18 protein-coding genes are annotated in these 17,261 nt (G+C 60.4%); 9 read left to right on the top strand and 9 right to left on the bottom strand.

What is annotated here, in order from left to right; genetic code table 11:
* Positions 1-419 precede the first annotated feature (419 nt).
* Entirely contained in the window at positions 420-1,568 is a 1,149-nt protein-coding gene (locus tag ACUY3D_RS01635) for an HNH endonuclease signature motif containing protein (RefSeq protein WP_448240201.1), read from the top strand.
* A 165-nt stretch (positions 1,569-1,733) separates the two neighbouring features.
* On the opposite strand, the gene gatA is transcribed toward ACUY3D_RS01635, so the two are convergent.
* The gene (gene gatA, locus ACUY3D_RS01630; RefSeq protein WP_269948194.1) at positions 1,734-3,218 is read right to left on the bottom strand and encodes an Asp-tRNA(Asn)/Glu-tRNA(Gln) amidotransferase subunit GatA; all 1,485 of its coding nucleotides are present in this window, start codon (positions 3,216-3,218) and stop codon (positions 1,734-1,736) included.
* Positions 3,219-3,220: 2 nt separating this feature from the next.
* A complete protein-coding gene (gene gatC / locus ACUY3D_RS01625) occupies positions 3,221-3,523 on the bottom strand; it encodes an Asp-tRNA(Asn)/Glu-tRNA(Gln) amidotransferase subunit GatC (protein ID WP_070525257.1) in 303 nt (100 codons plus the stop codon).
* A 201-nt stretch (positions 3,524-3,724) separates the two neighbouring features.
* On the opposite strand from gatC, the gene ACUY3D_RS01620 reads away from it, so the two are divergent.
* Entirely contained in the window at positions 3,725-4,384 is a 660-nt protein-coding gene (locus ACUY3D_RS01620; protein WP_070525255.1) for an ACT domain-containing protein, read from the top strand.
* Here the strand turns inward: ACUY3D_RS01620 and ACUY3D_RS01615 are convergent.
* From ACUY3D_RS01615 to ligA, 3 genes are read right to left on the bottom strand one after another with little or no spacing between them, the layout of a single operon-like run.
* The gene (locus tag ACUY3D_RS01615; RefSeq protein ID WP_269948192.1) at positions 4,381-5,139 is read right to left on the bottom strand and encodes an HAD family hydrolase; all 759 of its coding nucleotides are present in this window, start codon (positions 5,137-5,139) and stop codon (positions 4,381-4,383) included. The two genes, ACUY3D_RS01620 and ACUY3D_RS01615, sit on opposite strands and share 4 nt — an antisense overlap.
* A complete protein-coding gene (locus ACUY3D_RS01610) occupies positions 5,136-5,906 on the bottom strand; it encodes an HAD family hydrolase (protein ID WP_269948191.1) in 771 nt (256 codons plus the stop codon). The genes ACUY3D_RS01615 and ACUY3D_RS01610 overlap by 4 nt, the downstream gene beginning before the upstream one ends.
* Positions 5,903-7,927: an NAD-dependent DNA ligase LigA gene (gene ligA / locus ACUY3D_RS01605; protein WP_269948190.1), complete on the bottom strand. Its 2,025-nt coding sequence runs from the start codon at positions 7,925-7,927 to the stop codon at positions 5,903-5,905. The genes ACUY3D_RS01610 and ligA overlap by 4 nt, the downstream gene beginning before the upstream one ends.
* Before the next feature lie 127 nt (positions 7,928-8,054).
* Between ligA and ACUY3D_RS01600 the strand changes: the two genes are divergently transcribed.
* From ACUY3D_RS01600 to ACUY3D_RS01575, 6 genes are all read left to right on the top strand, one after another.
* Entirely contained in the window at positions 8,055-8,726 is a 672-nt protein-coding gene (locus ACUY3D_RS01600) for a 3'-5' exonuclease (RefSeq protein WP_144675849.1), read from the top strand.
* A 63-nt stretch (positions 8,727-8,789) separates the two neighbouring features.
* Complete coding sequence (locus tag ACUY3D_RS01595) at positions 8,790-9,305, top strand: ArsR/SmtB family transcription factor (RefSeq protein WP_144675851.1); 516 nt, start codon at positions 8,790-8,792, stop codon at positions 9,303-9,305.
* Complete coding sequence (locus ACUY3D_RS01590) at positions 9,305-10,303, top strand: serine hydrolase domain-containing protein (RefSeq protein WP_269948189.1); 999 nt, start codon at positions 9,305-9,307, stop codon at positions 10,301-10,303. Before ACUY3D_RS01595 ends, ACUY3D_RS01590 begins: the two co-directional genes overlap by 1 nt.
* Positions 10,304-10,312: 9 nt before the next feature.
* The gene (locus ACUY3D_RS01585; RefSeq protein WP_144675854.1) at positions 10,313-10,597 is read left to right on the top strand and encodes a hypothetical protein; all 285 of its coding nucleotides are present in this window, start codon (positions 10,313-10,315) and stop codon (positions 10,595-10,597) included.
* Between the two features lie 4 nt (positions 10,598-10,601).
* Positions 10,602-10,865, top strand: a complete 264-nt coding sequence (locus tag ACUY3D_RS01580; RefSeq protein WP_269948188.1) for a FitA-like ribbon-helix-helix domain-containing protein — start codon at positions 10,602-10,604, stop codon at positions 10,863-10,865.
* 108 nt (positions 10,866-10,973) lie between these two features.
* On the top strand, positions 10,974-12,104 hold the full coding sequence (locus ACUY3D_RS01575; RefSeq protein ID WP_269948187.1) for an ATP-binding protein: 1,131 nt from the start codon (positions 10,974-10,976) through the stop codon (positions 12,102-12,104).
* 8 nt (positions 12,105-12,112) lie between these two features.
* On the opposite strand, the gene ACUY3D_RS01570 is transcribed toward ACUY3D_RS01575, so the two are convergent.
* Both ACUY3D_RS01570 and mnmA read right to left on the bottom strand, forming a co-directional pair.
* The gene (locus ACUY3D_RS01570) at positions 12,113-13,021 is read right to left on the bottom strand and encodes a uroporphyrinogen decarboxylase/cobalamine-independent methonine synthase family protein (protein ID WP_269948186.1); all 909 of its coding nucleotides are present in this window, start codon (positions 13,019-13,021) and stop codon (positions 12,113-12,115) included.
* Positions 13,022-14,107: a tRNA 2-thiouridine(34) synthase MnmA gene (mnmA, locus tag ACUY3D_RS01565; RefSeq protein WP_269948185.1), complete on the bottom strand. Its 1,086-nt coding sequence runs from the start codon at positions 14,105-14,107 to the stop codon at positions 13,022-13,024. It abuts the gene before it with no gap.
* Between the two features lie 102 nt (positions 14,108-14,209).
* Here mnmA and ACUY3D_RS01560 point away from each other — a divergent pair, with 102 nt between their 5' ends.
* Entirely contained in the window at positions 14,210-15,052 is an 843-nt protein-coding gene (locus ACUY3D_RS01560; protein ID WP_448240200.1) for a spermidine synthase, read from the top strand.
* Here ACUY3D_RS01560 and ACUY3D_RS01555 read toward each other — a convergent pair.
* Together ACUY3D_RS01555 and ACUY3D_RS01550 are read right to left on the bottom strand one after the other, a co-directional pair.
* Complete coding sequence (locus tag ACUY3D_RS01555; RefSeq protein WP_448240199.1) at positions 15,049-16,203, bottom strand: glycoside hydrolase family 25 protein; 1,155 nt, start codon at positions 16,201-16,203, stop codon at positions 15,049-15,051. The two genes, ACUY3D_RS01560 and ACUY3D_RS01555, sit on opposite strands and share 4 nt — an antisense overlap.
* Before the next feature lie 381 nt (positions 16,204-16,584).
* Positions 16,585-17,130 (bottom strand): hypothetical protein, encoded by a 546-nt coding sequence (locus ACUY3D_RS01550; RefSeq protein WP_448240198.1) that lies wholly within the window; start codon positions 17,128-17,130, stop codon positions 16,585-16,587.
* Positions 17,131-17,261: the final 131 nt, after the last annotated feature.

Below are 17,261 nucleotides of genomic sequence, written 5' to 3'. Positions count from 1 at the left end.
CACACTACGACCACCTGAAACCAAGCAACATAGCTGCTCCACCACATCCGGCGAAGGATCCCAACGACTCGACACCACAAACACCACCAATCAAGGTCAGGTGTTTCCACGATCCTTAGAATCCGCGTTACCCCTACTGCACCCTACCGAACGTCCTGGCTAACAGGGTGCCACTACCCCCGTTTATAGTAGCGACTTGACATTAATTTACCACTGACTATAGCCAAACAGGCCATGTGGTACTAGAATTACGGTTAGAACACAGCTTCTAAACCAGTATCTGTCTCGGGGGAGACTTCCATGACCACCACTGTCACACGCCCACCTACCTTTTCTTCTCAACGACCAACCCTAATAACCCACACGCGGTTGCTCGCGCTAAAGCCCGCCGTGCCATCTATGACACCTGGCAGGCTGCCATGCCCAGCCTGCAAGCCGATATCAACACCACCGCCCTATCTTTAGTGGCGGCCTGGTCACTTCCGGAAGGTCACATCAAAGCAGGTCTGCGTGCCATCCACCGGCTTGATAGCCTGCCGAAAGTCAAAGCCATACAAGACACCTTGTGCTTGCTCGACATCGAGTCCTTGATTGCTATTGACCAACCCATGTCAGCACTAACCGCCTTGACTGCTGAAACCCTGGATTTCATCGACACTATCCTGGCTGACTTTTTCACCCCCACTAAGGCGAATCAGGCTTTTCCCACCCGCAGCCAAATCAGACGCAAAGTCCGCGACATCTGTAAAACCCTGGATGACTCCATCGCATATCGCGACACCCGCCCCAAAGACACCTACCGCTTTTCTTCCAACGGAACCTCCGCCTGGCTAGAACTCCAAGTTACTGAAGATACCGGCATTAAACTCGATGCCTTCATCCACCAAACCGCTGCCAAGCACGACCTGACGATTCCGGATGCTGTCAAGAAACTGCTGTCCGGTGAGATTGAGCCTCCAGCCGCTGTGGTGCTACACACCTATCAGGCCTGCGATATTGAGAATGCCCCAACCTTTATTGAAGGCTTCGGCTGGCGGCAAGAAGCCATGCCGCATGATAAAACCCGGGATCTAACCGGCGAGGTAGCCGAAGCAGACGGCTACCAACCAGGTGTTGTCATGCGCAAACACGTCGAAGGCCGCGACGGAACCTGCCGGGTCGGCGGGTGTGAGGAACCTGCCTTTCTTACCCAGCTTGACCACCGGCACAACTGGGCTGAAGGCGGGCCAACACACCCGAAGAACCTGGCATGTTTATGCCAAGGCCATCACAACATGAAAACCGATGGCACCCTCAAATACTTGCTGGACCCCTACAGTGGGGATGCTATCTGGCTTTTCGCCGACGGTACCTGGACCATCAACGAAGCAGAAGGACCCCTGGCACCAAAACAGAAACGCTGGGCACAAACAGTCGCCCAACACATCACCGCCACCAGGAAACGTGTGCGCGAAGAAGCCCAACAGCTCAAACAAGAACTCGACGACTACGCACAACAACAAGCCAAAGCCAAAGCCGAAACCCAGACCAACACCGACACCGACAGCGGCGAGGACATCCCCTTCTAAACCCCGAGTCGTCGAATCAAACGACGAGCCACAGCTGCGAGAAAGGGAACAACTACAAACCCAGGAACGTACCCACCGTCGAATAAAACGACGAAGACCGGTGGCCTCCCACGTTTCCGTGAAAGGTCACCGGCCGAGGCGCACTACAAGGTGCAGTTCTGCGCGCTACTTTCGTCCCGCTTCGTAGGCGGCACCAACCTTGTACAGGCGGTCATCCTTGAACGCCGGAGCCATGATCTGCAGGCCGGTCGGCAGATTGGTGTCAGACGCCAAGCCGGAGGGTACAGACATGCCGCACACGCCGGCAAGGTTCAGCGGCAGGGTGCAGAGGTCGAAGTTGTACATCTCCATCGGATCCTCAACCTTCTCCCCCAGCTTGAAGGCCGTGGTCGGCGTGGTCGGGGAAACAAGGACATCGACCTGTTCGAAAGCGCGCTCAAAGTCCTGTGCAATGAGGGTGCGCACACGCTGCGCTTGAAGGTAGTAGGCGTCGTAATATCCGACGGATAGCGCGTAGGTACCCAGCATGATGCGGCGCTTAACCTCAGGACCAAAGCCAGCAGCGCGGGACAGAGACATAACCACTTCCGCGGAGTGGGTTCCGTCATCGCCCACACGCAGGCCGTAGCGCATGCCGTCGAAGCGGGCCAGGTTGGAGGAGACCTCACACGGCATGATGAGGTAGTACGCAGCTAGTGCATCGTCGAAGTGCGGGCAGTCAACCTCGACGATCTCCGCGCCCTGGTTCTTCAACTGCTCAACCGCAGCGTGGTAGGCCTCCATCACGCCCGGCTGCCAGCCGTCGCGCTCGAATTGCTTGATCAGGCCAACCTTGACGCCGGAAAGGTCGCCATTGGCGCCTTCCTTAGCGGCGGCGACTACCGGGGCAACCGGCTTATCCACGGAGGTGGCATCAAAAGAATCGTGTCCGGCAATGATTTCGTGCAGCAGTGCGGTATCCAGAACCGTGCGGGCAGTCGGACCTGCCTGGTCCAGAGAGCTTGCAGCTGCGATGAGGCCGTAACGCGACACCGTGCCGTACGTCGGCTTGACACCAACGGTGTTGGTCAGTGCAGCAGGCTGGCGGATCGAGCCACCAGTGTCAGTACCGATTCCCAGCGGAGCCTGGCCCGAGGCGAGAGCCGCAGCAGTGCCGCCGCCGGAGCCGCCCGGGGTGCGCTCGGTGTCGTAGGGGTTGTGCGCGGGGCCATAAGCAGAGTTCTCGTTAGAAGAACCCATCGCGAACTCGTCAAGGTTTGTCTTACCCAGAATCGGGATGCCGGCCTCGCGCAGCTTGGTCACCAGCGTGGCGTCATAAGGTGACACCCAGCCCTCCAGCATTTTGGAGGCGGCGGTCGTGGGGGCGTCGGTAGTAACGAGGAGATCCTTGAGCGCTAGCGGCACGCCAGCCAAGGCAGAGGCGGGTTCTTCGCCGGCGTCGAGGGCCTTATCGACGGCGTCGGCAGCCGCCAGTGCTTCCTCCGCGCCAACATGGAGGAAGGCGTTGAGCTCGCCATCGGTCTCCGCGATGCGATCCAAGAATGCCTGAGTAACTTCGCGGGAGGTGAGCTCACGGGAGTGAATCTTCTCAGCCAGCTCGGCGGCGGTCAGTGCGGTAATGCCCTCGGTGGGCGCAATGAATTGTGCCATTCTTATTCGTCTCCTCCACCCAGAATCTGCGGAACCATGAAGCGGTCATCTTCAGCTGCCGGCGCTTGGTCCAGGGCCTGTTCGGCGGTGAGGGTGCGCACAATAACGTCCTCACGCATTGGAGCATGTACGGAGTGCGGGTGCGACATTGGCTCCACACCTTCAGCCTCGACCTTGCCCACCGCGGACACCGAGTCCACGATTTCGTCGATCTGCGCGGCGAACTGCTTCAGTTCTTCCTCGCTCAGGGCCAATCGCGACAGCTTTGCCAAGTGCGCGACCTCGTCACGCGAAATATCAGACACGCGAACTCCATCCTTTTATTCATTGAGACGGTTGATAGCTAAGCACCCATGGTACTGCACAGCTGTTGCCGCGCCACCACCACTCCTCCCCTAAGTGAAGCTCATACTATTGAATAGTATTCGACAGGTTGGGTAACATCGATCGAGTTAGAAAGCCAAATATCCCCTCCCTACTTATTCACCTTCCCCAGAAAGAACGATATGTCGTACCTCGTCCGTGTCCTTCTCCCTGACACCCCCGGCAGCCTTGGCCTCCTTGCCAACGCGATGGGCAGCATCGAGGCCAATATCCGCTCCGTCGACATTGTGGAGAATTTCCCAGACGGTACGGTCATGGATGACATCGTCTTGGATCTCCCCCAGTCCACCATGGCGGATGAGATCATCACGGCAGCACAGACCGTGGAAGGAGTCGAGGTCGACTCCATTCGCCCCTTCAGCGGTCGCGTTGACCGCCGCGGGCAAATCCACGTGCTGGCCAAGGTTGCCGCACAACGCAACGTGACGGCCGCAATGAGTGAAGTCTGCGCCGCCATCCCCAAGGCGCTGACGTCCAATTGGGCCATTGTCATCGCGAACGACGAGAACATCAGCCGCATCGCCGCGTCGGACGCCGCGCCTGCCGACGACGGCTCGATCCCCACCGACCTCAACATCACAACGGCTCGCGTGCTCAACCCTGAAAAGGACACGTGGATTCCGGAATCCTGGACGCTCATCGAATCCGCGCTGGCCGCTGCTCCCCTCGTGGGAACGAACTACGTGGTGGTGATGGGCCGCGTTGGTGGACCCGATTACCTCGCCTCCGAAGTTGAGCACTTGGGTGACTTGGGTGCCATCTTGGGTGCGTTTCTTACTTAGCGGGCAAGCAACGAGTTGAGTCCCGCGGCGACATCGGGGACCACGTGGTCCACCTCTTCGGTGATCTTGGTCCCCGGGAACGTGAAGGACTCGGTGGCGATGGAGTGCATCGAGAGATCATTGAAGCTATCGCCGAAGGTGTAGAGTTCAGCTTTTTCGTGGCCGAGATGATCAAGCAACCGCGTCAAGCCCTCACCCTTGTTATGGCCAGGTGGCATGATGTCGTAGAAATCGCAGTTAAAGGATGATTCGACGGCACAATTCTCGCGGACCCACTCGTCCACCTCGCGGCGCAGCTCAGGGTTGCCAGGGATCCACAGGGACAACAACACAGTGCTGCGCTTGGCGACGTCCCCCGGATCCACCACTTCCGTATTCGCCACCATGGAGGACTCGCGTCCTGCGAGGCCATCCCACGCTACCTGGTCGGCTCCAGACAAGCCTGTGAGGTAGATATTCAACGGCAGGCCGGTGAAACGAGCGACAATGGACTGCACAACCTCACTCGGCAGATGCTCCTCGTGCAGGATGGAATAGTCGCCGCCGGTGATGACTGTCCCGTTGTAGAGCACGTGGTAGTCCAGCTCCACGCCGAAGGGTTCGAGTGTGTTGCGCGCATTGGCGATGGACTTGCCCGTCACGGAGACGGCCAAGTTGCCTGCGGCACGCCACTCAGCGATGGCTTTTTGTGTGGCCTCTGTTATGTCTTCGTTGACGTAAACAGTGCCATCCATGTCTAAAGCCGCAATCTTCATGAACCGTAGTGTATTAGACCTTCAACGGCTGAGTCCACCACCGCGGTGCACGCCTTGTGGATGTCGGGTTGTGCCCAGGGGAAGGTGAGGGAGACGTCGGCAAGCGCATGCATGGGCAGGTCATTGTGCCCGTCCCCGAAGGTGATGAGCTCAATGTCAGAGCGCTCAACTTCCAGGTGACGAAGCAGCCAAGTCAAGGCAAAGCCCTTGTCGTGACCGGGCGGCATGATGTCGAAGAAGTTGCGGTTCATCGCGGTACCTACCAGAAAGCGGTCCGTGACCCACTGCGCGATCTTCCTCTGCAGGTCTGGGTTGCCCGGGGTCCAGGCGGCAACAAGCGGGAAGACCTCTTCCTCAATGCGTGACGGCGGGACCGGCACGGGCTCACTGATGATGGGGTTGTGCACGCCCGCCACGTTGCGCACGAGGTAGCCGTCCGGGCCTGTCAAACGTGTGCAATAGAGGTCGAGCTTTGGTGTGTCATGCACCCGCTCATACACGGCACGAACCACCTCGGGCGGTACATGGTTTTCGTAGAGCAACTCATAAGAGCCATCCATGATGACGGTGCCGTTGCAGAGCAGGTAGTAGTCAAAGTCAACGCCAAAAGGCTCTAGTGCACGCCGAGCAGAATGAGGAGACTTGCCCGTGGCCACGACAGCAAGGTTGCCCGCAGCGCGCCAACCGGCAATCGCCTCCGGCACGTCTTCGGGCATGTGGCCATCAAAGTAGATAGTGCCGTCCAGGTCGAAGGCGGCTAACTTCATGCCTCGCCCGTTTCAAGGAGGCGGTTGAAGCCTTCCTCATCCAAGATGGTCAAGCCAAGGTCGCGGGCCTTCTGTTCCTTTGAACCGGCGTTTTCTCCGACGACGACATAGTTGGTCTTCTTCGACACCGACCCGGAGGCCTTGCCGCCACGGGATATGATGGCTTCCTTAGCGGAATCGCGACTGTAGTTCTCTAGGGTTCCGGTCACCACCACGGTGATTCCCTCCATCGTTTGCGCGGGCTTATCGCTGGATTCTTCCTCCATGGTCACCCCGGCGGCGGTCCACTTCTGCACGATGTTGTCGTGCCAGTCCACCTCAAACCATTGCTTAAAGGATTCCGCGATGATGCCGCCCACGCCATCGGTATCCGCCAGCTCCTCCACCGATGCTGCGCGCAGCGCCTCCATGGAGCCAAACCGCGTGGCTAACGCACGTGCGGCAATGGGGCCAACGTGGCGGATGGACAGCGCTACGAGCACTCGCCAGAACTCAGCCTGGCGGGCGGTTTTGAGGTTCTCCAGCAGCTTCTTGCCCGAGGCGTTGAGCGCGCCCTTCTGGGTGGTGTAGACCGAGGATTTAAGGAGTGCTTCTTCATCGAGATCAAAGAGTTCTGCCTCGTCCACGAGCACTCCGGAAGAAATCAAGTCCGCCGCCGCCTTCTCCCCCAGCTCACCAATGTCGAGCGCCTTGCGGGAAGCCAGGTATTCCAGACGCGCCGCCAGCTGCGCTGGGCAGCTGCGGGTATTCGGGCAGCGCCAGTCCTGGTCGCCTTCCTTCTGCGGAGCCAGCTTCGTGCCGCATGCAGGGCAGTTCTCCGGGAAGACCCATTCGGTCTCGCTGCCATCGCGCTTGTCTAGAACGGGGCCGAGTACCTCAGGGATGATCTCTCCGGCCTTGCGGATGACAATTGTGTCCCCGATGAGGACGTTCTTGTTCTTGACCTCGAACTGGTTGTGCAGGGTGGCCATGGAAACCGTCGAGCCGGAGACAAAGACTGGTTCCATGATGGCGAAAGGCGTCACGCGCCCGGTGCGACCGACGCCAACCTCAATGTTGAGCAGCTTGGTGGTGACTTCCTCCGGTGGGTACTTATACGCGATGGCCCAACGTGGCGCACGTGAAGTCGCGCCTAAGGAGCGCTGGCTGGCCAGGTCGTCGACCTTGATGACGAGCCCGTCCATCTCGAAGTAAGCATCGTGGCGGTGTTCCTCCCAGTAGGCCACGCGCTCTTGAACCTCCTTGGCGGTGGTGACCCGCTGGGTATAAGGCGACACCGGGAATCCCCACGCTTCCAAGGCCTGGTAGGCGTCGTGTTGCGAGGCTGGTTGGAATCCTTCGCGCGCGCCAATGCCGTGGCAGACCATGTGGAGCCGGCGCTTCTTGACGTCCTCCGGGTCCTTCATACGCAGCCCGCCCGCGGCCGCGTTACGGGGATTGGCAAAGGTCGGCTTGCCATCCTCGCGGCGTGCGGAGTTAATTTCCTCAAATTCATCCGGGCGCATGTACACCTCGCCACGGACCTCTACCAGGGAGGGAACCGGGTATTCTTCGCTGCCCGTCAGCTCACGTGGGATATCGGGAATAACGCGCGCATTAGCCGTGATATCCTCGCCGACGCGACCATCACCACGCGTGGCGGCCGTGGCAAGCTTGCCATCACGGTAGACCAAGTCGATGGACAGGCCATCAATCTTGAGCTCGGTGAGATAGGCCTTTGCCGGGGTGCGGTCCAGCCAATCCTGCAATTCCTCGGCGCTAAAGACGTTGTCCAAGCTGTACAGGCGTTCCAGGTGCTCAATGTCAACGGCGCCCTCCGGGGCAGCGCCCACCTGCTGGGTAGGCGAATCCGGAGTTTGAAGCTCCGGGTGTTCTGCTTCCAAGGCCAGCAAGCGCTGGAAGAGCGCGTCAAAGTCCGCATCCGGAATCGACGGCTCGCCGTTGTAGTACAGCTCGCGGTGCTTGCGCACTTCTTGGGCAAGCTCGGACCATTCGCGTTGGATATCTACTGCATCACTCACGAGTCACTAGTGTAGCGGGGCTGCCGGACATGCCTATGACCTGCGGATGGTCATTCTGCAAGGGTTCGTCCGTCATTCTGCAGGACTTCCACAGTGCGTGTCCGAGACGGGCGCTAGAGTGTTGTCCATGAACTTCGACGCCACCCGTATGCTCTCCTTCGACCTCGAGACCACCTCCGTAAAGCCCAAAGAAGCCCGCATCGTCACCTCTGCCCTGGTTCGTATCGACGGGCGCGAGGTAGATAAGCGGGAGATGCTCGCCGACCCCGGCGTGGAGATCCCCGAGGAAGCCGCCAAGATTCACGGCATCACTACTGAGAAGGCCTGCGCGGAGGGTCGCCCGCACGAAGAAGTCCTCAAGGAGACGGTCGATGCCATCTACCAGGCCTGGGAGGAAGGTCTTACGCTCATTGTCTACAATGCCGCCTACGATCTCTCCGTACTGCGTGCGCTGACCGGGGAGTTCACGGTCAATGGTCCGGTGTTCGATCCTTTCGTCATCGACCGGGTGAAGGACAAGTGGCGCAAGGGCAAGCGCACTTTGGAGGAGGTCTCCGCCCATTACGGCGTGGAGTTGAGTAACGCGCATGAGGCTACTGCCGACGCCCTCGCGGCCGCCCGCGTGGCCTGGAAGCAAGTGCGCCAGCACTTCCCCGAGCTAGCACAGATGGATACCAACGAGCTCATGGAATACCAGGCCGTCGAGTGGTACAAGGACCGCGAGTCCTTCAAGAAGTACCTGGAAGGACGCGGTCGGGATGCCTCGGATGTCTCCACCGCGTGGCCGATGATTTCTTAACTCCAGTACCCAATCCTCAACTAGCTCTTGCCACGTTTCTAGAATTCTGGAATTCTAGATTCCATGGACACAACAGTCGAAGCACGCCTCGCCGAGCTTGAAGCGCGCGTCGCCGCGCTCGAGAGGCGCACGAACACTGCCGACGCCAGGCCCACACCCGCCAGCAATGAAGAAGACTCGACCTACTGGCTGGTCGACGCCCTCGCACCCAACGAGCAGTTGCCCGACGGTTCCGTCATCTTTGGCGGCAACATAAACGTCGGCAAGCGCTCGTACGCCTATCAATGGCAGCGCCCCACCACGTTCGTTACCGATGAGAGCTGGGCGGAGAATCTCGAGCGCCTCTCCGCGCTGGCCCATCCCGTCCGCGGCGAAATCCTCCGCCGCCTCCTCGCCGCACCCGCCACCGCCGCCGAGCTCGTCGAAGAAAACATCGTCTCCTCCACCGGCACCGCTTACCACCACTTGAGCGCCCTAACCCATGCGGGCTGGACCACGAAGTCTGGCGGCGAATACTCCATTCGCCCGCCCCGCGTCATTCCCCTGCTCACCATTATCACCGCAAGCGAGGACCATTAATGCGCAAAATTGTCTTAGCCGTCATCACTGCTACTGCCGTTGCCGCCGTCCTGCTTGTCGCAGGCCCACAGAGAATTACGCTGGCACAAGACAAGACTGGCGACGAAACCCTAGCCACCCAGCTGGAACAGCACTCAGAGTCCGGCTTCCACAACCTCACCGCCTTCACGATCCAAGAAGGTAAGACCACCTTCGCGGGACTAGGCAGCGACGAGCACACGGAGGTCGAAATTGGCTCCGTCACCAAGATGTTTACCGGCGAGCTGGCCCACCAGCTCGTTGAAGAGGGGAAGCTGAGCCCCGACACGACCGTCGGCGAAGTCCTCAAGGTTGGCGATGCACCCGTCGCCGATGTCACCGTGAGGGATCTGCTCGATCACACTTCTGGCCTTCCTCGACTGGCCAGCAACGATGTTCTAGGCAGCCTCATTTCGGCCATTACCGGCGCCAACCCTTATGAGGGCGAAACCACCGAGGACATCATGGATGCAGCCACGAAGTCTAAGTTGAAGGGCCGCGGCGAAGAGTCCTATTCCAATCTTGGGTACGGACTATTGGGCCACATGGTGGAGACCGTTGCCGGGCAGCCTTATGAGCAGATGCTCAAGGAGCGCATCTTCAAACCGGCCGGCATGACGGAGACCTACCTCATGACGCCGGGCTCTGTGCCTGCCGACGCTCCACGGGGACTTACCGCCACCGGCCGCCACGCTGACCCCTGGGAGATGGAAGGCTCCGCACCTGCGGGAGCGATCCGCTCCACGGCGAGTGACATGGCCAAATTCGCTGAGTGGTTTATGAAGAACGGCGATATCGACTACGGCTGGCAGCCTCCCAGCAAGGACAATGCTGGGTACTGGCACAACGGCGGCACCTACGGTTACTCGACCATGCTCATCATCGATCCGGAAACCAAACGCGCCGCCTTCGCCAACAACGATTCCCTTGTCGGCACCGAAGATCTTACCCAAGCTCTATTCGACGAGCTCGCATCTTAAGGAGTAACCATGTTCCTCACCGTAGCGCTCGCAGTCATCACCGCTTCGGAGCTCTGGGCCGCATGGAAGGCCCTGAGAAAGCGCCATTCCATTGCTCAAAGCATTGGCACCACGACGATTACGATCCTCGCCATACTCTTCATCGGCTACGCCATGCCCTGGCATACCTCGGTCAGTTTTGGTTGGTGGTACGCCCTTGTAGCAGCCTGCTCGCTACACATCGGGGCGGTAGCTTGGCAGGCCGTGCAGCCTTCTAGCCACGCAGACGCTGGTCAAGAAGCTCCCGTACGATAGCACTATGAGCTCCTCCCCTACCTGCACCGTTGAAATTCAGGACGTAGACAGTACAACCATCGCAACTCTTCAGCACCGCGCCGCTAACGCTGGTGTTTCCCTCGAAGACTACGTGCGCAACATCCTCACTATGGCCGCGTCATCCCCATCCACTGCCAACAGAAAGCCCATCGAAGAAAAGGCGGCCGAACTCTCCCGTCGCGCACCTATCGATATGAAGGGAGACTTCGACGTCGTCGCCGCAATCCGCGCCGGACGAGACGCATAGAGGACTAGGGAGATCGTTGGTCTCACTAGTCGCCGCCCTCAGAAAAGTCTCCCAAATCTCCACTTTCTGAAAAGTCTCCCAAATCTCCCGATGTTCTAAGATGAGACTATGCCCCCACATGAAAACCCCTTCCGCCCCACCTTCGGCGTTCCGCCACTCTTTTGGGTCGGCCGCACGGCAGTCCTCGACACCTTCCGGGCTGCACTCGACTCCCAGCCGGGCAGCCCGGGCCGCTCGCTCATCATCAGCGGTGCCCGCGGCATCGGTAAGACGGTGCTCCTCAACGAGCTCGAAGATGTCGCCTCTAGCCGCGGGTGGATTACCCTGCGGGCCTCAGGCCGCAGCTCCATGGTGGAGGAGCTCGTTGACACCACCATCCCGCGCATCATGGACAAGCTGGCCCCGGCGGACAAGCACAAGGTCAACCGCGTCGGCATTGGTGGTGTGGCAACCATTGGCATCCAGCACAACACTGAGGAAGCCTACAAACCCACGTTGAACACCCGCCTGCGCGAGCTTTTAGGCATGCTCAAAGGCACTGGCGTGCTGCTGACCATCGACGAGGTACAGGACGCCGACGCGGAGGACCTAACTTCCCTGGCCGTGACCTACCAAGACTTGGTGCGCGATGAGCTCGACGTCGCCATTGTCGCTGCGGGCCTTCCACAGGGAGTCAACCACCTGCTGGATCTGCCTGGCGTGACCTTCCTGCGCCGCGCGCAGAAGTTCGTTCTGGGGCCGCTCTCCCCCGCGAACGCCGAGGTAGCGTTCACCGAGACCGCCGCGCAGTCGGGGCTCGAGTTCACCGACGATGCTGTAGCGGCTGCGGTGCGACTGTCCCGCGGTTACCCCTACATGGTGCAGCTAGTGGGTTCACTGGCTTGGGGAAAGGCGCAGCGTGAGGGCGGCAGCCGCATCGAGGAACGTGACGTCGCGGCGGTGTCAGCCGAGGCGATCTCAGTTCTAGGGGCCCAAGTCCACCAGCCCGCTACCCTGACGCTTCCGCCGGCGCAGCGGCTCTTCCTCGAAGCGATGAGCGCGGTTATGGAGGACGGCACGGCGGAAATCAAGAACATTGCGGCGCACCAGGACCGGACGGTGCGCTCACTATCGGCCACACGCCAAAGGCTTATCGACGCCGACCTCATCGAACCCACCGCCCACGGCAGGCTCCAGTTCGTCATCCCGTATATGGAGGCCTACTTCACCGCTACGGACAGCCTGGGACGAGTCGATTAACAACTGGGTTAAAGGTCACCGGCGTCGCGAATCAGGATATCGGCGGTCTCGGATACCGAGCGCAGTGAACGAGCGGAGGCCTTGACTGGGTAGACGTCGAAATGATCGATGAGCAGCTCGCGTGGCATGCCGATGCGGTCAAGGTGACGGGCCAGCGTGATGGCCTCCGCGCGGGAATCGGAACCTTCGATACCCAGAGCGATGCGGTGGCCGGCATTCAAGTGCTCACCCAGGCCGTCGAGGTGACGCGGGGTGTCTAGGCCGCGGAAAGTCGTGAGGAAGGTCTTTGCGGCACGCGCGAGGGACCACAGCGGCGGGGCGTGCAGGTAATCTGCGTCGAAGGACTGCAGGAGGTCAAACGCGACCTCGTCCGGGACAGCAGGGATGGTATCGAAGTCGGTGGTGCCAGGAATGCGCCCGGCCACAACGTCGGCAAGCAGGGGCTCGTCGAGCTGGACGACGACCTCCCCGTGTAAACGGCGCGCGACATCCGCGGCGTGGGCGTGGACACCATGAAGCAAAGACTCGGCCAGCTCGTTGAAGGCACCGCGGTCGGTGAGGACGCGGTGGCCGTTGGAAAGCTCAATGCTTGCCCCCAGCGACCAGGGGCCAAGTGCTTGCACCTTGACGCGCGGCACGCTCTCACCCCAGACCTCTTGAACCTCGTCGAGGTCACGCTCCAAGCGGTCCCATGTGCGGCGGGTAAGCAACTGCGGGCGCGCCGTCATGCGCCAGGAGCGCGGGCCACGGTCGATGGAGATAGCCTCCAGCATGCTGGCCGTGCGGCCCACCGCGTCGGAACCGAGGCCACGCTCGGGCAGCTGCGGGATGGCAGGGAGCTCGGTCTCCCCCATGATGATGTCCGCGGCCTCCGCCATGGAGGTACCGGGCATGGGGCCAAGGGCGAATCCCGTCATCTACTCGGTCCCACAGATGGTGCCGGAGCCCAGCACGATATCGCCTAGCTCGTCCGGGCTCGGCAAGTAGAGCACGGCAGCCTGGCCACGAGCCACGCCGGAGAGCGGCTCCTTCAGTTCCAGCGTCATGCGGTCGGCTTCGCGGTCCACGTGAGCGTGGCAGGGAACGACGGAACCGTGGGCGCGCACCTGCACCTCGCAGTCGAAGTCACCTTCCATCGCTGGGTGCAAGTACTTCAGGCGGTCGGCCTCGATACGGGTCACGGCCAGGTCTGCGCGCGATCCGACGGTGACGGTGCCGGTGGCCGCGTCGATGTCGGTGACGTAGCGCGGGGAGCCGTCGGCAGTCGGCGTCTTGATGTCCAAGCCCTTGCGCTGGCCGATGGTGTAGTTCCACGCGCCATCGTGTTCCTTGAGCTCATTGCCCTCGGTATCCACGATCATGCCCGGACGCAGGCCGATGGAACGACCCAAAAAGGCCTGGGTATTGCCGTCCGGGATGAAACAAATGTCATAAGAATCAGGCTTGGACGCAGTGGAGAATCCATGGCGCTTGGCCTCCTCGCGGATTTGCGGCTTCGGGGTATCACCAATCGGGAAGAAGCAGTGGTCCAGCTCCTCCTTGGTAATAACGCCCAGCACATAGGACTGGTCCTTGTTCTCATCGAGGGAGCGGCGCATGTAGCCGTCGTCGTCGATCGTGGCGTAGTGGCCCGTGGCCACCGCATCAAAGCCGAGTGCCATGCCCTTGCGCAGGAGGGCTGCGAACTTGATCTTCTCGTTGCACCGCAGGCAGGGGTTCGGGGTTTCGCCGCGGGCGTAGGAGTCCACGAAATCACCGATGACGGCTTCCTTGAACTCCTCGGAGAAGTCCCACACGTAGAAAGGAATGCCGAGCTTGTCACAAATACGGCGGGCATCGGCGGAATCCTCCAAGGAGCAGCAGCCGCGCGCTTTCTCACGGGTCTGCTGCGCATCCTTGTGCAGGGCCAGGTGCACACCAATGACCTCGTGACCCGCCTCCACCGCGCGTGCCGCGGCGACCGAGGAATCGACGCCACCGGACATGGCTACCAATACTCGCATGCTTTCCCCTTCTTCCTTCTTTCGTCCACTTAGGCTAGTCGTGGTGTACCCCATACCCCAACACACTGAACTCACGCTCTATTCCCTAAGCTAAAAGGCATTATGGGAAGAAAGCGCAACAAGACCGATTCAATCGCGGGCACCTACGAGATTTCCACGGGGGAGCTTGTCGTCGAAGCCGACCCCTTCCGCGATGGCGCCTTCATCCTCAACATCAACGGCGTGCCCTCCTCACACCTCATCCCCGAAGACCCACGTACCCTCGAATTCGAGTACATGCGTTGGATTGCCGCTGCGGTGGAGAACCCGGCGCCCGGCAAGCGCCTGCTCCACTTGGGCGGCGGTGGCTGTTCTCTCCCCCGCTACTTCGCTGACCTGTGGCCGGATTCCCACAACACGGTGGTAGAGCTCGACGCGAAACTGGCCGAGCTCATCCGTGAGCTGGCCGATATCCCTGCCGCTCCCCGCGTGAAAATCCGCGCCGGTGAGGCACGCGCAGTGACGGAAGGCTTCCCTCCGAATCGCTTCGACGTCATCATCCGCGACGTCTTCGCCGGCGCCGTCACGCCAAAGCCTCTCACCACCCAAGAGTTCTTCCAGCACGCCCACGCCACGCTCACTCCGGGCGGGCTTTACGTTGCCAACTGCGGTGACCACTCCGACCTGCAAGGGGCGAAGGCAGAACTCGCCGGAATGGCAGAAGTCTTTGCACACGTTGCCGTTATTGCCGACCCTCCCATGCTCAAAGGCCGGCGCTACGGCAACATTATCCTCATCGGCTCAGACACCGAGCTGCCTATCGACGGCTCCCCGCAAGCCGCCGCGCTTGCTAAACCGCTGCTCTCCGGTGCGATGCCCGCGCACTTTCGCGACGAGTCCTGGACCCGCCGCTTCTTCAAGGGGGCTAATCCGCGCCACGACGCCCCATCACCGCGTAGCGATTAACGCAGACTATTGAGCAGGTCCGCCACCTGCTTGGCGTCGAGATTCGGCACCGCAACGCCTGCGGCGTGACCAGCGCTGCGTGCGGCACGGTCGGCGTTCTCCACGTCCTGCTGGCTGACGTTATCGGCGTCAACGTCCTGGAGGTGCTGCGCGTTATCAAGGAAGATGGCTAGATCGCCGATGCTGGCGTCATTGTTGGCCATGTCCTTGAGGTCATCAGTGCTGATGGCGCCGTCGTTAAGCAGCTTTTCCGCCTGCTCAATGAGGCCGGTCGCATCGACATCGAGGCCCGCGTTCTTGGCGGCATCGGCGACGGCCGGAACGGCTACAGCACCGGCTGCCAGGGCCAGGATTCCAGCGATCAGCACGCCGGCGTCGTCGCCCAGGTCAACGCCCGGGATGACCATGTCATCCAAGATTCCGCCGAAATCAATGTAGTTGCCGCCGGAGAAGGACTGCAGCTGTGCCTCAGTACCGTTAAAGAGGTTCATGTCAACATCGGTTTCGATGCCAGCAACGCGGCCGCTACCGGAGCGCTGCCAGAAAGCCAACTTGTCCCAGCCACCGACTGGGTCCGGCGCGGTGTCCTGGTAGGCGGCCAGCCACAGAGGGTACTCGGAGAATCGCGTGGAATTGCCCATCTGGCCCATCCAGAAGTATTTGTAGGTGTACAGCATCGGCGTGCGGCCGGTTAGGGTCTTCACCTCAGTCATGAAGGTGTCGATCCACTCCTCCAGCTGAGCAGTACTCAGGCCCTCATCGACCTCAATGTCGAGCACCGGTGGGAGAGTTTGCGTCGGCACCAGCGCAATCTGGGAGGCGAAGCTGGCCGCCTGCTGCTTGGCGTCACCAGCCGGGCGCGCGTAGTGGTAGGCACCGACCTTCAGTCCAGCAGCTGCGGCGGCATTGGCATCGCGTACGAAGTGGTTGTTAACAAACCCAACGCCCTCAGTGGCCTTCACAAAGGCATAGGACTGCCCATCGGACTTCACGGCATCCCAATCGATTCCGCGAAGGGACATGTGGTTATTGCCGGAGACATCCACACCGGAAGGTGCGGTGGACGGGATGGCAACGGCGGTGGATACGGACAGTGCCACGGCCGCTACTGCGGTAACGGCGGCGGTAACAAGGCGACGTGCATGGCTCATGCGCGTCACACTACCGCTTTAACAACATGAGTAACAGATGCAACACGCGCAACACTGAACTCTTTTGTCACATTTCCCACGCAGCGTGCCCTCACCGGCACCACCACACCCACTTCCCAGGCAGGGGCCACTGGTTTGCGTTGTCGGGTGCTACAACTGCTAGTACTTGGGCAGTGCTTGGCGACGCCCCCACCGCTACTCTTTCGAGCTCACCCCGACGACGTGTAGTCGCTCATTTCGCTTAACACGTGACAAGAGGTGCTCGAGCGCAAGATCGGGTTCCCGCAGTGGAACCATGTGTTCGATGTCGGGTGTGGCAATAATTTCGTACGCTCTCGATCGTCTCCGCGAAGCGGGGCGCGGGTCTGGAGAAAGGCAAGCCTAGAAGTACTGGTTCATGTAGTCGCGAGAACCCAGGCCGATGGCGTCAAAGCACTCTGCCATCCTGGCTTCTTCTTCGAAGTACTCTAGTTCGTCCCCCTCGGCACCCCCAGCTCGCGCTTCCTCGAGTTCCTCACGGGCATCGGCAAGCGCGTACGGTTGCCATACGCTAAGCCCCAGTTTCTCGAAAGCATAAGACTCTGGAGCTTGATCTTCGTCAAGCCGAGACCCGTCGTTGAGCCTCTTCAACAGCTCGGCGCACTCGATGGCGTTCATGTGGGAGAGGGTATGGCCTTCCCATTCCACCGTGACACCGTCTTTTTCAGGGTTGGTTGCGAACTCAATGAATTCGACACCGTTGTCACCGATGTGAACCTGAATATTTGCTTGGGAGTAGTACAAGGGGCTTTCACTCGGGTGATTCTCCGGCTCCCCGAGGACCGCTACCACCTGCTCAGCATTGTCACCGAAACGGATAGTCCCTTCGCCAAACGGTAAAGCGAACTGAGCACCTTCATGCGAGGTCAACGTTATTGAGGAAGTCATCAGTATCTCCAGTAATTGCTGACTAGGCTCCGCGAGTCTGAACCAATCGTTGCGCCCAGAATAAGACGGGTTGCGTGAAAGCACAACAGGTAGTTTTCAACCAGCGTCGAATCGGGGTACGTCGCCCGAGC

Source organism: Corynebacterium guaraldiae (genome assembly GCF_053480195.1).
This window is presented reverse-complemented; position numbering and strand designations above follow the sequence as displayed.